We start from the raw sequence: 16111 nt of genomic DNA on the forward strand, positions 1-16111 counted from the left end.
TCAATGTTGAAGCACTAAGAGAAACAGGGTTGCGGCAACGAGGAAATCTGGACACGCGTGTTTGAGTCTACGGAGCAATATTTCACGTGCGAATGATTTTTAGATGACGCGGTAGCGCTTGGGTGAAAACTGTTCACGGTTCAGCAAAAACCAGGCAAAAAATACCTTTGAAATGCGAGCCCCGATTATCTGTTCGTCTTGCGGCTATTTTTTGCGTAGCCAGGCCGTAGCCTCAATTCCAATTTAGGTGCTAATTTCTTTAAAAGTGAGAGCAATGCCAAACGGACGAACAGCGTTTTTAGGATTTCGACCAGGACAAGTTTTTAAGCCATTGAAGCAGTGGCGGAGAGACAGGGATTCGAACCCTGGGTGGGCTTGCACCCACAACGGTTTTCGAGACCGCCCCGTTCGACCACTCCGGCACCTCTCCGCGGGGGTCTGTGAGGGGGGGATTTAGTAAGGAACGGGCAGGGGTGCAAGCAGAAAATTCCAGAAATTGTCAAAGCCGGGTTTTTCCGTTGCCTGCGGGCGGAAAACGCCTACTCTAATTGCCATGACACAGCTTGCACATCGCGTAACATCTCTGCTTTTCTTGGCAGCCTTGACGCTTGTTTTGGCGGTCGCGCCCCTGTTTGCGGCCAACCGGGACCGGATCGAGGCGTTTCTGACCACAACCGGATTTGATGTGGCGCTGGAAAGCATCACGCTCAGCTCTCGTTCTGCGCCTGAGATGCTTGGCATTGACCCGGACGGGTTCGGCTCGGATTGGGCACGCCTGACAGATGAAGTATTCGATGTCGATGCCATGCATGAGACAGCTGTTTCCATTCTTGAGGAAACGCTAACCGATAAGGCCTTGGCACATGCGGTTGAATTCTATGCGTCCGATCTGGGGCAGCGTCTGGTTGCGGTCGAAAACGACTCGCACATGAATGAAGACGACGAGGCCAAGCAATTGGAAGGCCAGCAGATCATTTCGGATTTGATCAAGGACGGGTCTCAGAGGGTCGAAAGCTTCAAGCGTATGAATGCGGCGATTGATTCGACCGGCACAGCGCTTCGGGCGTGGCAGGAAATACAGCTGCGCTTCCTTCTGGCCGCCAGCGCATCGGGCGTGATCGAATTGCAGACGGATGCGGAAGGCTTGCGGGAGCTTTTGAAAAGAAATGAACCTGCGATGCGCCAGTCTCTGCAACTCTCCAGCCTTGCAGGCGCGGCTTATACGTACCAGGACTTTTCGGACGAGGATGTCAACGCATATGTCGAAGCGCTGGAACAGCCGTTGATGCAGGAAGTCTATGAGCTTTTGAATGTCATTCAATTCGAGATCATGGCCCGGCGCTTCGAGGTTCTTGCCGCGCGGATGGCTGATCTGCATCCCGCTCAGGATATTTGATGCGGCGTCTTTTGCTTGCTTTGGCCCTTGCCGTTTTAGGATTGCCTGCATCGGCTAACGAAAAGATCGATCGGTTGGCGCAGGCAATGCATTTGGCTGAGGTGATGGAGATTTTGGTGCTTGAAGGACAGGAGCACCGAAAAAATCTCGATGAAACGCTTTTGAACAATGCGGGGGGTGCGTTCTTTGAGGCCCAAGTGCAAGACATCTATGACCCGATCTGGATGCAGGACCATTTGACCGAAGCGTTTGAGACCGGCATGTCGGACACGCAACTTGATCAGGCCATTGTGTTTTTTGAAAGCGACCTTGGTCGGACCATAGTGACGCTTGAAAACTCGGCCCGCCAGGCCATGTCGGATCCCACGATCGAAGAAATGGCCCGTGATGCGTTTGCAGCAACCGAGCGCGCAACAGCTAGGTTTGCTTTGGTCGAGGAATATATCGAAGTGAACGAACTGATTGAAAAGAACGTTCAGGGCTCTTTGACATCGGACTACAACTTTTTTCGCGGGCTTGATGTTGATTCAAGCGCCGACACGCAGGGCCTGTTGGCCGAGCTTTTGTCGCAAAAGGACAGCCGGACCGAAGACACCGAAGCCTGGCTTTATGCGTTTTTGTTGCTGGCCTATCGTCCGTTGGACGAGGCGCAGATGCGTGAGAACATCGCCTTTTCAAGAACGGAAACTGGGCAAGCTCTGAACGACGCGCTTTTTGAGGGCTTTGACCGCATGTTCAACGATATTTCTTACCAATTGGGGCAAGCGGTTGCGCGCACTCTCAGGGCCTCTGAGTTGTGATGCTGCTTTGGTGTTGACTTTCCCGCCTATTCTATGGATAAGCGCGCATCCCGGCCGGTCATCCGCGCCGGGTATCGTTATTATTTGACCCTTAAGATATGTCGAAAGGGTCAGTCACACAGCCCGAGAAGGGCGCGCTGTTCGAGGTGGCTTAAGCCAGCAACACCCGAAAAGGGGACCACAGAACGCGGGTATGAAAAGGAAAGACGCATGTTTGCGGTCCTCAAGACTGGCGGCAAGCAGTACAAGGTTCAGGCGGGCGATGTGCTCCGCGTTGAAAAACTGGCTGCCGACGCAGGTGAAAAAGTTCAATTCAACGATGTTCTGATGCTGGGCGGCGACGCTCCGGTTGTTGGTGCACCTTTCGTTGAAGGCGCGGGCGTACAGGCCGAAGTGATCGAACAGATCAAAGGTGACAAGGTCATCAAATTCGTCAAGCGCCGTCGTAAGCACAGCTCGAAGCGTACCGTTGGCCACCGTCAGAAACTGACACTGGTAAAGATCACCGACATCCTGTCGTCGGGCGCTGACAAGTCGGGCATCAAAGCTGCAACCGGGTCTGCTCCGGCTGGCGAAGCGGCACCTGCTGCAAAGCCTGCCAAGAAAGCAGAAGTCAAAGCAGAGGCACCCGCCGCTGCTGCTGCCGCTGACGATCTGACCAAGCTGAACGGTGTCGGTCCTGCCGCCGCCAAAAAGCTGGTTGAGGCCGGTATCGAGAGCTTTGCCGCTCTGGCCGCCTTGTCGGACGAGCAGATTGCTGCTATCGACACCATCAAAGTGAAACCCGAATGGGTTGAGCAAGCCAAAGAGCTGGCTCAAGGCTAAGGAGAGAGAGAATGGCACATAAAAAAGCTGGCGGTTCCTCCCGTAACGGTCGCGACTCAGCTGGTCGCCGCCTTGGCGTGAAACTGTATGGTGGCCAGGCAGCCATCGCAGGCAACATCATCGTACGTCAGCGCGGCACTAAGTTCTGGCCGGGCGAAGGCGTAGGCATGGGCAAAGATCACACCATCTTTGCAACCACCGATGGCGCCGTGAAGTTCCATAAGGGACTCAAAAACCGCACCTTCATTTCGGTCCTGCCAGTGGCGGAGGCCGCAGAGTAAGCCGAGACCCAGAAGGTTAATAAAAAATTCATGGGGGACCGGCAGAAAATGCCGGTCCCTTTTTCGTTTTAACGCAGTTGTGATCCCAAAAAACCGATGCCCGTCGCAACCACCAGTTTTCTAATCTTCGCCGCCTCACAGGTGGGCACGCCGGGACCGGCCAATATGGTTCTGTTGGGAACAGGTGCGCGCTATGGTTTCCGGGCGGCCCTGCCGTTTGTTGCAGGTGTCGTGCTAGGCAAGCAGTTGATTATCTGGCCGGTGGGTTTTGGTCTCATGCAAATTGCGGAACAAGCGCCATTTGTGTTTTCCGCGCTGAAATACGCCTCTGCTGGTTATGTGTGCTGGTTGGCCTGGAAGATCGCCAATCTTCGCTTGTCGCGAAATGGAGCAAGTGGTTCGGTGCCGGGTTTTTGGGCCGGACTGATCGTGCATCCGCTGAACCCCAAGGCCTGGGCCATGATCATTGCTGGGTTTACTGGTTTCGTCGCGGCTGGCACGTCCAGTTTGGACGCAACGTTCACGATCGCTCTTTGTTTGTTTATCTGCCAGGTCGTCTTGCACCCGATCTGGACCTTCGCAGGCGATAGAATTGCTCATTCGGTTGAAGGTCGCCCTGCGGAAAAATATCTAATGTGGACGTTGGCCGGGCTTACGGTTGCGTCCGTCCTTTTTGTGTTGTTCGGAGGAGGAACACACCAATGAAGCTTGAAGCAATAATAAATCAGCCGGTCATAGAAACCGAGCGGTTCGATCTGCGCCCGCTGCGCCGTTCGGACATGGGACTGATCGAGCACTACGCGGGGGACGAGCGCGTGGCACGCATGACCACAAGCATCGCGCACCCGCTGGCGCCCGGCTCGACCGAGGCTTTTGTGACGCGTTCGATGGCAGAAGACCGGGACGAAGATGTTTGGGTTATGGATGCAATAAAAGACGGTGGCCCGGAACTGATCGGTCTGATCACACTGAAACGACTGGATCGGAACCAGTCCGAGGTTGGATATTGGGTTGCGCCTATTTATTGGAACACGGGCATTGCATCTTTGGCCGTTGAAGCATTGGTCAATGCCAACCCTCTGCAGAACGCGACCATGTTTGCCAGTGTTTTTCAGGACAATCCCGCCTCGGCTCGGGTGCTGACCCATTGCGGGTTCCAGTATCTGGGCGATGCGGAAAGCTATTCGGTGGCGCGTGATGCGAATGTGCCCACCTGGACATACAGTAAAAAACTCTGACTTGTGGCCGATGGGGCCTTTGCAGTAGGGGACAGACCATGAAATTTCTCGATCTTGCAAAGGTCTACATCCGGTCCGGGGCCGGAGGTAGCGGCTGCGTCAGCTTCCGACGCGAAAAATACATCGAATACGGCGGACCTGATGGCGGGGACGGCGGCAAAGGCGGGTCTGTGTGGGCTGAAGTTGTGGACGGGTTGAACACCCTGATCGACTTTCGGTATCAGCAGCATTTCTTTGCTAAGAATGGCCAGCCAGGCCGGGGCCAGCAGCGTACCGGTAAGGACGGAGACGATATCCTTCTGCGCGTGCCCGTTGGTACCGAAATTCTGGATGAAGACGAAGAAACCGTAATCTGTGATCTGACCGAAGTTGGGCAACGGGTTCTGCTGGCCAAGGGCGGCAATGGCGGTTTCGGAAACCTGCATTTCAAGTCCGCTACCAATCAGGCACCACGCCGGGCTAATCCGGGACAGGCCGGTATCGACAGAACCATCTGGCTGCGGCTCAAGCTGATCGCGGATGTGGGGTTGCTGGGTATGCCCAATGCGGGCAAGTCGACCTTTCTGGCAGCCACATCGAATGCGCGCCCGAAGATTGCGGATTATCCCTTCACCACGCTGCACCCCAATCTGGGTGTTGTTGGGGTCGACAACGTTGAATTCGTGGTTGCCGACATTCCCGGCCTGATCGAAGGCGCACATGAAGGGCGTGGCATCGGGGACCGGTTCCTTGGCCACGTTGAACGCTGTGCCGTACTGTTGCATCTGGTTGATGGTACCTCTGAATCAGTCGCTGACGATTACCGGACTATTATTCACGAGCTTGAAGCATATGGCGGTGAGCTGGCTGAAAAACCCCGGATCACCGTATTGAACAAGGTCGATGCTCTGGACGATGAAGAGCGTGAACTGGTCAAAGCCGAACTGGAAGAGGCCGTGGGTGGCCCTGTCATGACCATGTCGGGCGTCGCGCATCTAGGCGTGACCGAGGTTCTGCGTGCGTTGAGGGCACAGATTGACGACAATCGCGTGCGCCGGAAACCCGCTGAGGAGGCGCAGCCTTGGCAACCCTGACCTCAGCCCGCCGTCTTGTTGTAAAAATCGGATCTGCTTTGTTGGTGGATCGCGATACCGGGTTGCTTCGGTCTGACTGGTTGAACTCGTTGGCGCAGGACGTGGCCTGGCTTAAGGGGCAGGGGACAGATGTAATCCTGGTCTCTTCCGGATCGATTGCGTTGGGTCGCGGTGTGCTGGGCTTGCCGATGGCTACGTTGCCTCTGGAGAAATCACAGGCGGCTGCCGCAGTGGGACAGATCCGTCTGGCGCGGGCCTATGAGGAGGCTTTGACGCCGCACCAGATAACGACGGCGCAGGTGCTTGTGACGCTGGAAGACAGCGAGAACCGCCGCCGCTATCTGAACTCACGTGCCACATTGAAGACCTTGTTGAACCTTGGTGTGGTTCCGATCGTGAACGAAAACGACACCGTTGCTACGGACGAAATCCGTTATGGTGACAATGATCGCCTGGCCGCTCAGATTGCAGTGACGGTTGGGGCCGATCAACTGATTCTGCTGTCCGATGTAGACGGGTTCTATTCGGGCAATCCGAGCGAGGATTCCTCGGCCACGCGCTTCGAGAAAATTGATCGCATCACGCCCGAGATCGAGGCCATGGCAGGCGATGCGGGCTCAGGCCTGTCCAAAGGCGGGATGAAGACAAAACTGCTGGCCGCCAAGATGGCCACCGCCGGTGGCTGCGCAATGGCCATCACTGAAGGATCGGTTTTGAACCCCTTGAAAATGCTTGAAAATGGAGCAAGTTCAACCTGGTTTACTGCCACCTTGGACCCGCATGCCGCCCGCAAACGTTGGATATCTGCGATGAAACCACGCGGAGAGATCACCGTGGATGACGGGGCTGCCAACGCTCTGGCCAATGGCAAAAGCCTGCTGCCTGCGGGTATTCTAGAAGTTACTGGCGATTTCGGGCGCGGTGATCCTGTTGCCGTTCTTGACGCCAAAGCACGGCGACTGGCTCAGGGCATCAGCCGATACACCGCACAAGAAGCGGACGCGATCAAAGGGCGCAGGTCTTCTGAAATTGAAGCGACTTTGGGGTACCCGGGTCGCGCAGCTTTGATCCATCGGGATGATCTGGCTCTGTAAGCACTGAAAAGACGACCTGAAAGGCACGCGACATGAAAGATTTTGACAACATCCCCGCATTGATGGCCGATCTTGGGAAACGCGCCAAAGACGCATCGCGTGATCTGGCTTTTGCAAGCGCCGAGCGTAAACACGCTGCCTTGATTGCCGCTGCGGATGCGGTTTGGGCCAATCGTGCGAAGATAATCGAAGAGAACCAAAAAGATCTGGAGTTTGGCCGTGAAAAGGGCCTGAGCCCGGCGATGATGGATCGGCTGATGCTGGATGAGGCCCGTATTCAGGGCATGGTCGACGGGCTGCGCACCGTAGCGGATCAGGCGGACCCGGTGGGCGAAGTTCTGGCTGAATGGGAGCGCCCCACTGGATTGAAAATTCAGCGGGTCCGTACACCTTTGGGCGTCATTGGCGTGATCTATGAGAGCCGTCCCAATGTGACTGCTGATGCCGGTGCTCTGTGTTTGAAGTCCGGCAACGCTGTCATCTTGCGCGGTGGGTCCGAGAGTTTTCATTCCTCGACCGCGATCCATGCGTGTCTGGTCGAAGGGTTGAAAGCGGCCAACTTGCCCGAGGACGCCATTCAACTGGTGCCCACTCGGGATCGCGCGGCGGTGCAGGAGTTGTTGACCCTGACCGACTGTGTCGATGTCATCGTTCCGCGCGGTGGCAAGGGGCTGGTGGGTCTGGTTCAGCGCGAGGCCCGTGTGCCGGTCTTTGCTCACCTCGAAGGCATTGTTCATATTTACATCGACAAAGCTTCTGATCCGCAAAAGACGCTCGATGTTGTGTTGAACGCAAAGACCCGCCGCACAGGCATCTGCGGGGCCGCCGAATGTTTGCTGATCCATCAGGACGTTGTTGAAACACTGGGGCGCGATGTGATCGAGGCGCTGCTGGCCGCTGGAGTCGAGGTTCACGCCGAAGGCGCTTTGGCGGTAGATGGTGCACAGGCCGCGACGTCAGACGATTGGGGAAAGGAATTCCTTGATAGCGTGATTGCAGCCAAACCCGTGGCAGATATTGACGCAGCGATTGCGCATATCCAGCAATTTGGGTCCAACCACACTGATTGCATCATGACCGAAGACGATGCGGCGGTGGCCCGTTTCTTTGAACGTCTCGACAGTGCGATACTGATGCACAATGCCTCCACCCAGTTTGCAGATGGCGGTGAGTTCGGAATGGGCGCGGAAATCGGGATCGCCACAGGCAAAATGCATGCGCGCGGCCCGGTGGGCGCGGCGCAACTGACCAGTTTCAAGTATCTGGTCCGTGGGGACGGAACGACCCGGGCTTAAAACCTGAGCGAAACGCGCGTTGCGGTGGTTTCAACCGCGACGCGCCGTCCAATCGCCTTGGCTGTTTCCGGCAGCAGGGCAAACTGTACCTGCGCGGGCGTAAGCTTGTTTGGAAAACGTCCTGTGACCACGTTTTTCCATAGGTCGCCGTCCACGTTCAGCTTGTCTGCCGTGCCGGTCACCGTCAAATTCGCGCCCAGACTTGTGATATCGACGGTGCCACCCAACGGCATCGCGCTTTCGCAACACATCAGTGCCAAAAAGGCGAGTTTGACCTGATTGCGTGGCACAGGTTCGGTCAGGTTCCAGTTGACCCGCACACGACCTGCGCGTTCGACATCATTGAGCAGTTCAGTGATTTCGGCTCTCCCAAGTGGTTGCTCGCTGGCCGACCCGAACGCCACCCGGAAAAAGCGAATACGTGCGCCCGCACTGCCCACACTGCCCGAGATCAGCTCCATCTCGGGGCCTTGCACAGCGCCAACCATATCCAACAGCTCAAGCCCGTTGGTGATGGCCCCGATTGGGCTGATCAGATCATGGCAGATCCGAGAGCCGATCAACTCGGCCAGGTTGACGTCCGAAGCGCCCATGCGTACCTCCTGCTGTATCTGCCGCCGGATTCAGGAGCCCAGCATGACAGACATGAATGCCATTCTTGCACCGGGCATGTTTGTCCGCCACCCGGATTTTCCCGAATGGGGCGTTGGACAGGTTCAATCCAACATCGCAGGCAAGATCACCGTGAACTTTCGCGAGCAGGGGAAAGTGGTAATCGACGGAACGCGCATCGCCCTGATGCCGGTCTTTGATCCGTGAAACTGGTTTAGGAAAGGTTAACAACATGGGGCAAACCACCGGTTGTTGCCTTCGGTTGATCAACTGAGGTATCAGCGGCGAAAAGAAAGCGGATACCACCTTTATGCCGGATACAGGCAAAACCTTTACCGTCAAGCTGGCCGAGACCGAGGCGGAGTTAAAAGCTGCGCAACGCCTGCGCTATGACGTCTTCGTGCGCGAACTGGGTGGTGGTGGCGACTTGGTCGATCACGAGGCAGGGTTAGAGAAAGACCGGTTTGATCCCTATTTCGATCACATGTTGGCATATGACGACAACACTGGTGAAATCATTGGTGTTTACAGGATGTTGCCGGGTGAACGTGCCGCGGAAGTGGGCCAGTTTTATTCAGAAGATGAATATGATCTGACGGTGTTGAAAAGCAGTGGCCGCAAGTTGCTGGAGCTGGGTCGGTCCTGCGTGCATCCCGACTATCGTGGCGGCACCGCCATGTATCATCTTTGGAACGGGCTAGCGGCCTATGTCACTGAACGTGAGATCGAAGTGCTGTTTGGGGTCGCAAGTTTCCACGGCACGGATGTCACCGCATTGGCGCAACCTTTATCCATGTTGCATCACAACCATCTGGCCCCTCCCGAGTTGCGGGTGCGGGCGCAGCCTGACGTTTTTCAATCCATGGATTTGGTTGCCAAGGACGCCTTGGACCGACGGGCGGCCATGGTTCAGGTGCCTGCTTTGATCAAAGCTTACCTGAGACTTGGCGGTTTCGTAGGCGAGGGCGCCTTTATCGATCACAAATTCAACACCACCGATGTGTGCCTGATCCTAGACACTGCTCGTATGAACGACCGGCAGCGTCGCATCTATGGTGGAGCCTGACACCCGTGAACGACGCACTCTGGAACAGTGAGGACGCACCCGATCCGATCGAACTTGGAGTGATGGGGTGGCTGCTGGTAATCCTTCGAGGGCTGCCGCTGGCCGTTCTGGTCTTTGGTGGTTTGATCGTGCTTTTAACCGTGCGAATGGTTGAGTATCCGTTGTGCGGAGTGCGCAGACCCGTCACGCCGTTCATCACGCAATTTGTGTGCCGCAGTGCGTTTCGGATACTCGGCATTGGGTTCCGATCCTCTGGCGTGTTAATGAAAGAGCAGGGGGCGGTGGTGGCCAATCATACCTCTTGGCTGGACATTTTTGCCCTGAACGCGCGTAAGAGGGTCTATTTTGTGTCGAAGGCCGAAGTCGCGAAATGGCCCGGAATCGGATGGTTGGCCCGCGCCACCGGCACCGTGTTCATCCAACGGGACCGTGCAAAAGCCAAAGAACAGACCAAACTGTTCGAAACCCGCCTGAAAGCGGGACACAAGCTGCTGTTCTTTCCCGAAGGCACTTCGACGGATGGATTGCGTGTTTTGCCATTTAAAACAACGCTTTTCGCTGCGTTCTTTACGGATGAGCTGCGCGACTTCATGTATATCCAACCGGTTTCCGTCGTCTTTCATGCGCCCAAAGGGCAGCCCAAACGGTTTTACGGCTGGTGGGGCGATATGGAGTTCGGCCCGCATTTGCTCAAGACACTTGGCGCGCACAGGCAAGGTTCTGTTGAACTGATTTATCACGCTCCGGCAAAGGTAAGCGATTTTGAAAACCGCAAAGCGTTGGCAGCGCATTGTGAAGATGCCGTCAGGCACGCCCATGCTTTGGCTTTGCTTGAGAAATAAGGGCAATTGGCCCTTGCGTTGCTTCCAAACCTGCCGTATACGCGCGCCATTCAAACCCGCAGGCGGGGTTTGGGCTTTTTGAGGGAGACATCCTCATCAAGACCGCCGGTTGGAGCATCCGCTTCTTTCACCCCCGCCCAGGCGTAAACCGGAAAAGGAAAATAGCATGGCTCTTCCCGAGTTCTCCATGCGTCAGCTGCTGGAAGCTGGCGTTCACTTTGGTCACCAGACACAGCGTTGGAATCCCCGCATGGGCCCGTTTATCTACGGCTCGCGCAATGGCATCCACATCATGGACCTGACCCAGACCGTTCCGATGCTGGATCAGGCTCTGCAGGCTGTTCGTGACACCGTTGCCAAAGGCGGCCGCGTTCTGTTCGTTGGTACCAAGCGTCAGGCAGCTCAGCCGATCGCAGATGCTGCTGAAAAGTCGGCTCAGTACTACATGAACCACCGCTGGCTGGGCGGCACGCTGACCAACTGGAAAACCGTTTCCCAGTCGATCAACCGTCTGAACCAGATCGACGAAGCAATGGAATCGGGCGCCGAAGGCCTGACCAAGAAAGAGCGTCTGGGCATGGAACGTGACCAGGCCAAGCTGCAAGCTTCGCTGGGCGGTATCCGCGAGATGGGCGGCGTACCGGATCTGCTGTTCGTCATCGACGTCAAGAAAGAAGCGCTGGCCATTGCCGAAGCCAACAAGCTGGGCATCCCGGTTGTGGCTGTTGTCGACACCAACTGCTCGCCCGACGGCGTTGACTATATCATCCCCGGCAACGACGACGCAGCCCGCGCAATCGCGCTGTACTGTGATCTGGCCGCACGTGCCGCTCTGGACGGTATGACCGCTCAGATGGGTGCTGCTGGCGTTGATCTGGGTGCCTTCGAAGAAGCTCCGGTTGAAGAAGCCGTTGCAGAAGAAGCCCCCGCCGAAGCAGAAACACCTGCCGAAGCGTAAGCTGCCCGTCACGTAAATGACATATGGGGCAGGGTATGACCTGCCCCAATTCCGTTTGAATTGAGGAGAGCCAAAGATGGCAATCACAGCAGCAATGGTTAAAGAACTGCGCGACTCGACCGGCGCAGGCATGATGGACGCGAAAAAAGCGCTGACCGAAACCGGCGGCAACATGGACGAAGCCGTTGACTGGCTGCGCACCAAAGGCCTGGCCAAGGCGGCCAAGAAATCGGGCCGTACCGCAGCAGAAGGTCTGGTTGCAGTTCACGTGAACGGTGGCAACGGTGTTGCTGTCGAAGTGAACTCGGAAACCGACTTCGTTGCGAAGAACGCTGAGTTCCAGGAAATGGTTGGCAAGATCGCATACGCCGCGGAAGGCGTCGACAATGTCGAGGCACTGCTGGCCGCTGATCTGGGTGGCAAGAACGTTGCCGACACCCTGACCGACAAGATCGCCACCATTGGCGAAAACATGTCGGTGCGTCGTATGGCCAAACTGTCGGGCGACACCGTTGTGTCCTACGTTCACAACGCGGCCACCAACGGCATGGGCAAAATCGGCGTTCTGGTTGCGCTGTCGGGCGGCGACGAAGCCATCGGCAAGCAGGTTGCGATGCACATCGCAGCTGTGAACCCCGCTGCTCTGTCTGAGGCCGACATGGATCCGGCTGTTGTCGAAAAAGAAAAGCAGGTTCAGATGGACATCGCCCGCGAATCCGGCAAGCCGGAGCAGGTGATCGAGAAGATGATCGAAGGCCGTATGAAGAAATTCGTCGCCGAATCGACCCTGCTGAACCAGTCGTTCGTTGTGAACCCTGACCTGACCGTTGAAGCAGCGGCCAAAGAAGCGGGCGCAACCATCACTGGCTTTATCCGTCTGGAAGTTGGCGAGGGCATCGTGGTCGAAAAAGAAGACTTCGCAGCCGAGGTTGCCAAGGCCGCTCAGGGCTAAGCACGTTATTGAGAAAGGTTCCGCTTGGGGCCTTATCTCTGCAAAACGAAAGGGTTACGCTGTGCGTAGCCCTTTTTTGTTCGCGCAAAATCAGTCGCGATGAACGTTTTTTTGTTGTCTGAGAATGAAATGGAGGGCCCCGCTTGATGGGGATGGTCGGGGCCCCCCAAAATTCCGACACTGGTACGCGGAAGAATAAACGCCCCTTTGTCAGAGTGATTGGAGAGCTCTGTTATTGCAAAGATCCAATCGAATGTTCCCTGGCTAAAGCCACCACTCACGGAACACTCTCACTTTGCAACTTTTAGGATAGATCTGAAAAGTAGTGATTTCCTTACCTAGGGTAAACTGACGCGGGATGGCGTCAAAATCTAGCGGTCAGGCTTCCATTATGAACATCTGATTGTGTAGCGATGCCTTGAGAACAGCTTGCGCCGTTGTTTCGACCGACAACGCTTCGCGCGCGAGTCGCAGGTGCTTTTCGACCGTGGCCGATGTCAGCCCCATCAGCAAAGCGATGTCTTGCGTTGTCTTGCCATCACCCACCCACTGCAAGGCTTCCCGCTGCCGTTTTGTCAGCGCGCGGTTTGGCGGGTTGAACGGTAATGTAAGAATTTTCAGGTGTGCGACGTTGTTCATCAACAGAATGTCTTCGCCATGCTCTTCCCAGATCGAGTCAATCTCTTCCTGGCTCATCCCGGACTTTGCCGAAAGGGATATCGCGCCTTTCGATCGCATGGAGACTGAGTTGAAACTGACTGTATAGCCAGCCACAACGCCCATGGACTTGTTGAACTCATACACTTTGCGTTCTTCGTTCGTAAAAGCGCCGCTGGAGTTCATGTCCTGGAGCATCTTCCAGCTTGCAGCGCCTTCGTTGTCCAATGCCCATTTCAACATTGGGGCATGAAAGTACAGGCCGTCCTTTAGAAATCCGTCGACATAGGCGCGCTTGTGATTGGTCAGAATTACAAAGTCTTCGGGATCGCCCAAAGACGTCGCAGTTCTGTAAAGCGTATATCCATAGATAAGACGTTCGAACCCATACTGGGACATCTGGCGACAATGCGCATCCCACAGGTCTTCCATGGTTTTGGTATAGCTGACAAAACGCAGGTATTCCTTCAAGGTCATACGGCGTCACCTGCCTTCAAATGCGCGGCCAGCGCGTCCAACGCCAGGATATAGCTCTCGGCGCCGAAACCACAAATCTGACCCAGTGCCACCGGAGCGATATAAGACTTGTGCCTGAAGGGTTCGCGGGCATGAATGTTGGACAGGTGCACTTCGACCAAAGGCAGCTCAACCGAGGCAATGGCATCCATCAGGGCAATCGACGTGTGCGTATAAGCGCCCGCATTCAGGATCAGTCCAGACTGCACACCGCGCGCGGCATGGATTGCGTCAAGTAAGACGCCCTCGTGGTTGGACTGTAAATGCGACACGTCCAGCCCAACGGACGCGCCATGCTGACGGCAGCGTTCCTCGATCATATGTAAAGTCGTACTGCCGTAGACCTCAGGCTGACGTGTGCCAAGTAGATTGAGGTTAGGTCCGTTTAATACCAGAACTTTATGCATATCTATACAATCCCCATTAATGGTTCATAGACAGCAAAAGGCCGGATTGTCCACCTGACATTACATTACAAATTCCAATTTGCGACTTTGGTGCAAACCCTCGCGCAAGGTGGTTGTTTCGCGTTCAGCTCAACCCATTGTGACAACCAGTTTTCCGAGAACCGCGCGCTGCGACATCTGCTCGAGCGCCTCATGCGCGCGTTCGAGTGGGAACCGCGCGCTGATACGAGGCTTTATTTGTCCTGAAGCATAAAAGGCGAACAGATCCGCGACGTTCTGGGCATGGCCTTTGGGGTCACGGAAGACAGAAGCGCCCCAGAAAACGCCGACGATTTGACAGCCCTTCAAAAGCGGAAGGTTTAAAGGGATCTGCGGAATACCTGCGGGAAAACCGACCACAAGATAGCGTCCATTCCAGGCCATGCAGCGTAAGGACGGTTCAGCCAATGCACCGCCCACAGCATCATACACCACATCCACGCCGTTGGGACCGGCGATCTTCTTGACCTCGGCTGAAAAGGCTTTCTGCGCGTCTTTGTTCAAATCGCGTGGGTAGATGACAACCTCATCCGCGCCAATCTGGCGACAAAACTCGGCCTTTTCGGCAGAGGAGACGCCGGCAATCACTCTGGCGCCCATGGCTTTTCCAAGTTCGATAGCCGCGGATCCGACGCCACCAGATGCCCCCAGAACCAATAGAGTTTCGTTAGTCTTCAGGTTCGCCCGATCCTTCAGTGCGTGATAGGACGTACCATAGGTGAAAATGAAACAAGCGGCCTCATCATACGGTATCGCATCAGGTATCTTGATGGCGCTGTCGGCACGGATCGTTGCGTGGGTCGCGAACCCATCATGCCCTGTAAGCGCCAAAATGCGGTCGCCAATCTTGAACCCCGTGACGTTTTCACCAAGGGCTAGCACTTTACCTGCGATTTCGCCGCCGGGTGCAAATGGGCGGGGCGGTTTAATCTGATACAGATCCCGGATGATCAGCGTATCCGGGAAGTTCACGCCGGCCGCTTTTACGTCTACCAACAGCTGCCCTTTACCGGGCTGCGGATCGGGCAGGGTGGTAAGCTTCAGTGTTTCGGGTCCGCCCGGTGCGACGCTGAGTAACGCTTGCATAAGACCTCTGTTCTGCCTGTAACTTGTGATTAGGAAGTTTTGGTGCCGAACATGGGTTTGTCAACGTGAACGACCGCTGACTGCCGTAACGGCATTAAGCGGGTCAGCGCAGGCTCTAACAGGCGGGAACAAAAACGAGGAGCACGATCATGACGCCAGACACCCTGTTTTCTCTTGAGGGCAAGACTGCACTGGTCACAGGTGGCGCGACAGGGATCGGGCGCATGGCGGCCGAGGCGCTGGTCAGGGCGGGGGCGCGTGTTCTGATCGCGTCGCGCAAAGGGGATGCCTGCGCCGAAGTGGCCGCTGAACTGAACGCATTGGATGCGCCAGGCAGCGCCGAGGGGTTTAGCGGAGATATCGGAAGCGAGGAAGGGATCGCCAGCCTTGTTTCTGACATTCAAGACCGAACCGAACGACTTGATATTCTTATGAATAACTCCGGTGTGTCGTGGGGTGCTCCGCTGGGCCAGTTTCCTTATGACGCGTGGGGCAAGGTGATGTCCGTCAATGTGACGGGGATTTTCGAGCTGACCCAACGGCTTTTGCCTATACTGATGAAGTCGGGAACGGCCGATGATCCTGCCCGAATAGTCAATGTGGGGTCTGTGATGGGTGAAGTGCCCATGGGGGACGGAGCGTACAGCTATTCGGCTTCAAAGTCTGCGGTTCTGCATCTGACCAAGATCATGGCCAAAGAGCTTTCGCCATACCACATCACGGTTAACGCGCTGGCGCCGGGACCGTTTGTCTCTCGTATGACGGCGTTTGCCACGGCGGACGAGGGTACACGCGAAAAGGTTGGCAAATCGGTTCCATTGGGCCGGGTCGGGCGCGACGAAGACATTGCAGGATGTATGCTGTTTCTGTGCGGGCGTGGCGGCAGCTACGTAACCGGTGCGGTGATCCCGGTTTCGGGTGGAATCAATGTGGTAACAGCCGGAAATATCTTTGCAGAAGCCCTGTGACTGGAA

Annotated in this window: 19 protein-coding genes and 1 tRNA gene; 15 read left to right on the forward strand and 5 right to left on the reverse strand. The window is 56.0% G+C overall.

Features of this window, described 5'->3' with window-relative positions; genetic code table 11:
- Nucleotides 1-340: 340 nt before the first annotated feature.
- Nucleotides 341-430: transfer RNA gene (locus GS630_RS06645), tRNA-Ser, on the reverse strand.
- A 123-nt stretch (nt 431-553) separates the two neighbouring features.
- On the opposite strand from GS630_RS06645, the gene GS630_RS06650 reads away from it, so the two are divergent.
- The 9 genes from GS630_RS06650 (at nt 554) to GS630_RS06690 (ending at nt 8002) form a co-directional block, all read left to right on the forward strand.
- Nucleotides 554-1396, forward strand: coding sequence for a DUF2059 domain-containing protein (locus GS630_RS06650; RefSeq protein WP_171173971.1), 843 nt, complete (start codon nt 554-556; stop codon nt 1394-1396).
- Complete coding sequence (locus GS630_RS06655; RefSeq protein WP_171173973.1) at nt 1396-2196, forward strand: DUF2059 domain-containing protein; 801 nt, start codon at nt 1396-1398, stop codon at nt 2194-2196. Before GS630_RS06650 ends, GS630_RS06655 begins: the two co-directional genes overlap by 1 nt.
- A gap of 210 nt (nt 2197-2406) precedes the next feature.
- The gene (locus tag GS630_RS06660) at nt 2407-3021 is read left to right on the forward strand and encodes a 50S ribosomal protein L21 (RefSeq protein WP_171173975.1); all 615 of its coding nucleotides are present in this window, start codon (nt 2407-2409) and stop codon (nt 3019-3021) included.
- An 11-nt stretch (nt 3022-3032) separates the two neighbouring features.
- A complete protein-coding gene (rpmA, locus tag GS630_RS06665; protein ID WP_039535512.1) occupies nt 3033-3302 on the forward strand; it encodes a 50S ribosomal protein L27 in 270 nt (89 codons plus the stop codon).
- 96 nt (nt 3303-3398) lie between these two features.
- Nucleotides 3399-4007 (forward strand): LysE family translocator, encoded by a 609-nt coding sequence (locus GS630_RS06670; RefSeq protein WP_171619010.1) that lies wholly within the window; start codon nt 3399-3401, stop codon nt 4005-4007.
- The gene (locus GS630_RS06675) at nt 4004-4540 is read left to right on the forward strand and encodes a GNAT family N-acetyltransferase (protein WP_171090081.1); all 537 of its coding nucleotides are present in this window, start codon (nt 4004-4006) and stop codon (nt 4538-4540) included. The genes GS630_RS06670 and GS630_RS06675 overlap by 4 nt, the downstream gene beginning before the upstream one ends.
- Before the next feature lie 38 nt (nt 4541-4578).
- Nucleotides 4579-5613, forward strand: a complete 1035-nt coding sequence (gene obgE, locus GS630_RS06680; RefSeq protein WP_171238843.1) for a GTPase ObgE — start codon at nt 4579-4581, stop codon at nt 5611-5613.
- Nucleotides 5601-6707, forward strand: coding sequence for a glutamate 5-kinase (gene proB / locus GS630_RS06685; protein WP_171619012.1), 1107 nt, complete (start codon nt 5601-5603; stop codon nt 6705-6707). Before obgE ends, proB begins: the two co-directional genes overlap by 13 nt.
- A 32-nt stretch (nt 6708-6739) precedes the next feature.
- Nucleotides 6740-8002, forward strand: coding sequence for a glutamate-5-semialdehyde dehydrogenase (locus GS630_RS06690; protein WP_171619014.1), 1263 nt, complete (start codon nt 6740-6742; stop codon nt 8000-8002).
- Here GS630_RS06690 and GS630_RS06695 read toward each other — a convergent pair.
- Nucleotides 7999-8595 (reverse strand): histidine phosphotransferase family protein, encoded by a 597-nt coding sequence (locus tag GS630_RS06695; RefSeq protein WP_171173985.1) that lies wholly within the window; start codon nt 8593-8595, stop codon nt 7999-8001. The two genes, GS630_RS06690 and GS630_RS06695, sit on opposite strands and share 4 nt — an antisense overlap.
- A 43-nt stretch (nt 8596-8638) precedes the next feature.
- Here GS630_RS06695 and GS630_RS06700 point away from each other — a divergent pair, with 43 nt between their 5' ends.
- The 5 genes from GS630_RS06700 to tsf all read left to right on the forward strand — a co-directional run bounded on the left by GS630_RS06700 (nt 8639) and on the right by tsf (nt 12432).
- Nucleotides 8639-8821: a DUF3553 domain-containing protein gene (locus GS630_RS06700; RefSeq protein ID WP_050602459.1), complete on the forward strand. Its 183-nt coding sequence runs from the start codon at nt 8639-8641 to the stop codon at nt 8819-8821.
- A gap of 103 nt (nt 8822-8924) precedes the next feature.
- Nucleotides 8925-9680 carry a GNAT family N-acetyltransferase gene (locus tag GS630_RS06705; RefSeq protein WP_171711913.1) on the forward strand — a complete coding sequence of 252 codons (756 nt, stop codon included), beginning with the start codon at nt 8925-8927 and terminating at the stop codon, nt 9678-9680.
- Nucleotides 9681-9742: 62 nt separating this feature from the next.
- Nucleotides 9743-10522: a 1-acyl-sn-glycerol-3-phosphate acyltransferase gene (locus GS630_RS06710; protein WP_171619465.1), complete on the forward strand. Its 780-nt coding sequence runs from the start codon at nt 9743-9745 to the stop codon at nt 10520-10522.
- Between the two features lie 166 nt (nt 10523-10688).
- Nucleotides 10689-11480 carry a 30S ribosomal protein S2 gene (gene rpsB, locus GS630_RS06715; protein WP_171234285.1) on the forward strand — a complete coding sequence of 264 codons (792 nt, stop codon included), beginning with the start codon at nt 10689-10691 and terminating at the stop codon, nt 11478-11480.
- A 76-nt stretch (nt 11481-11556) separates the two neighbouring features.
- Nucleotides 11557-12432, forward strand: a complete 876-nt coding sequence (tsf, locus tag GS630_RS06720) for a translation elongation factor Ts (RefSeq protein ID WP_171238847.1) — start codon at nt 11557-11559, stop codon at nt 12430-12432.
- Nucleotides 12433-12810: 378 nt separating this feature from the next.
- Here the strand turns inward: tsf and GS630_RS06725 are convergent, their stop codons facing one another.
- From GS630_RS06725 to GS630_RS06735, 3 genes are all read right to left on the reverse strand, one after another.
- Entirely contained in the window at nt 12811-13566 is a 756-nt protein-coding gene (locus tag GS630_RS06725; RefSeq protein WP_171711915.1) for an autoinducer binding domain-containing protein, read from the reverse strand.
- Nucleotides 13563-14012 carry a type II 3-dehydroquinate dehydratase gene (gene aroQ / locus GS630_RS06730; protein WP_171238848.1) on the reverse strand — a complete coding sequence of 150 codons (450 nt, stop codon included), beginning with the start codon at nt 14010-14012 and terminating at the stop codon, nt 13563-13565. Before aroQ ends, GS630_RS06725 begins: the two co-directional genes overlap by 4 nt.
- Nucleotides 14013-14141: 129 nt before the next feature.
- Nucleotides 14142-15137, reverse strand: a complete 996-nt coding sequence (locus GS630_RS06735) for an NADPH:quinone oxidoreductase family protein (RefSeq protein WP_171619020.1) — start codon at nt 15135-15137, stop codon at nt 14142-14144.
- A gap of 149 nt (nt 15138-15286) precedes the next feature.
- On the opposite strand from GS630_RS06735, the gene GS630_RS06740 reads away from it, so the two are divergent.
- On the forward strand, nt 15287-16105 hold the full coding sequence (locus tag GS630_RS06740) for an SDR family oxidoreductase (RefSeq protein ID WP_171619022.1): 819 nt from the start codon (nt 15287-15289) through the stop codon (nt 16103-16105).
- Nucleotides 16106-16111 lie beyond the last annotated feature (6 nt).

The sequence above is a fragment of the Ruegeria sp. HKCCD7303 genome (genome assembly GCF_013111185.1).
Taxonomy (GTDB): domain Bacteria; phylum Pseudomonadota; class Alphaproteobacteria; order Rhodobacterales; family Rhodobacteraceae; genus Ruegeria.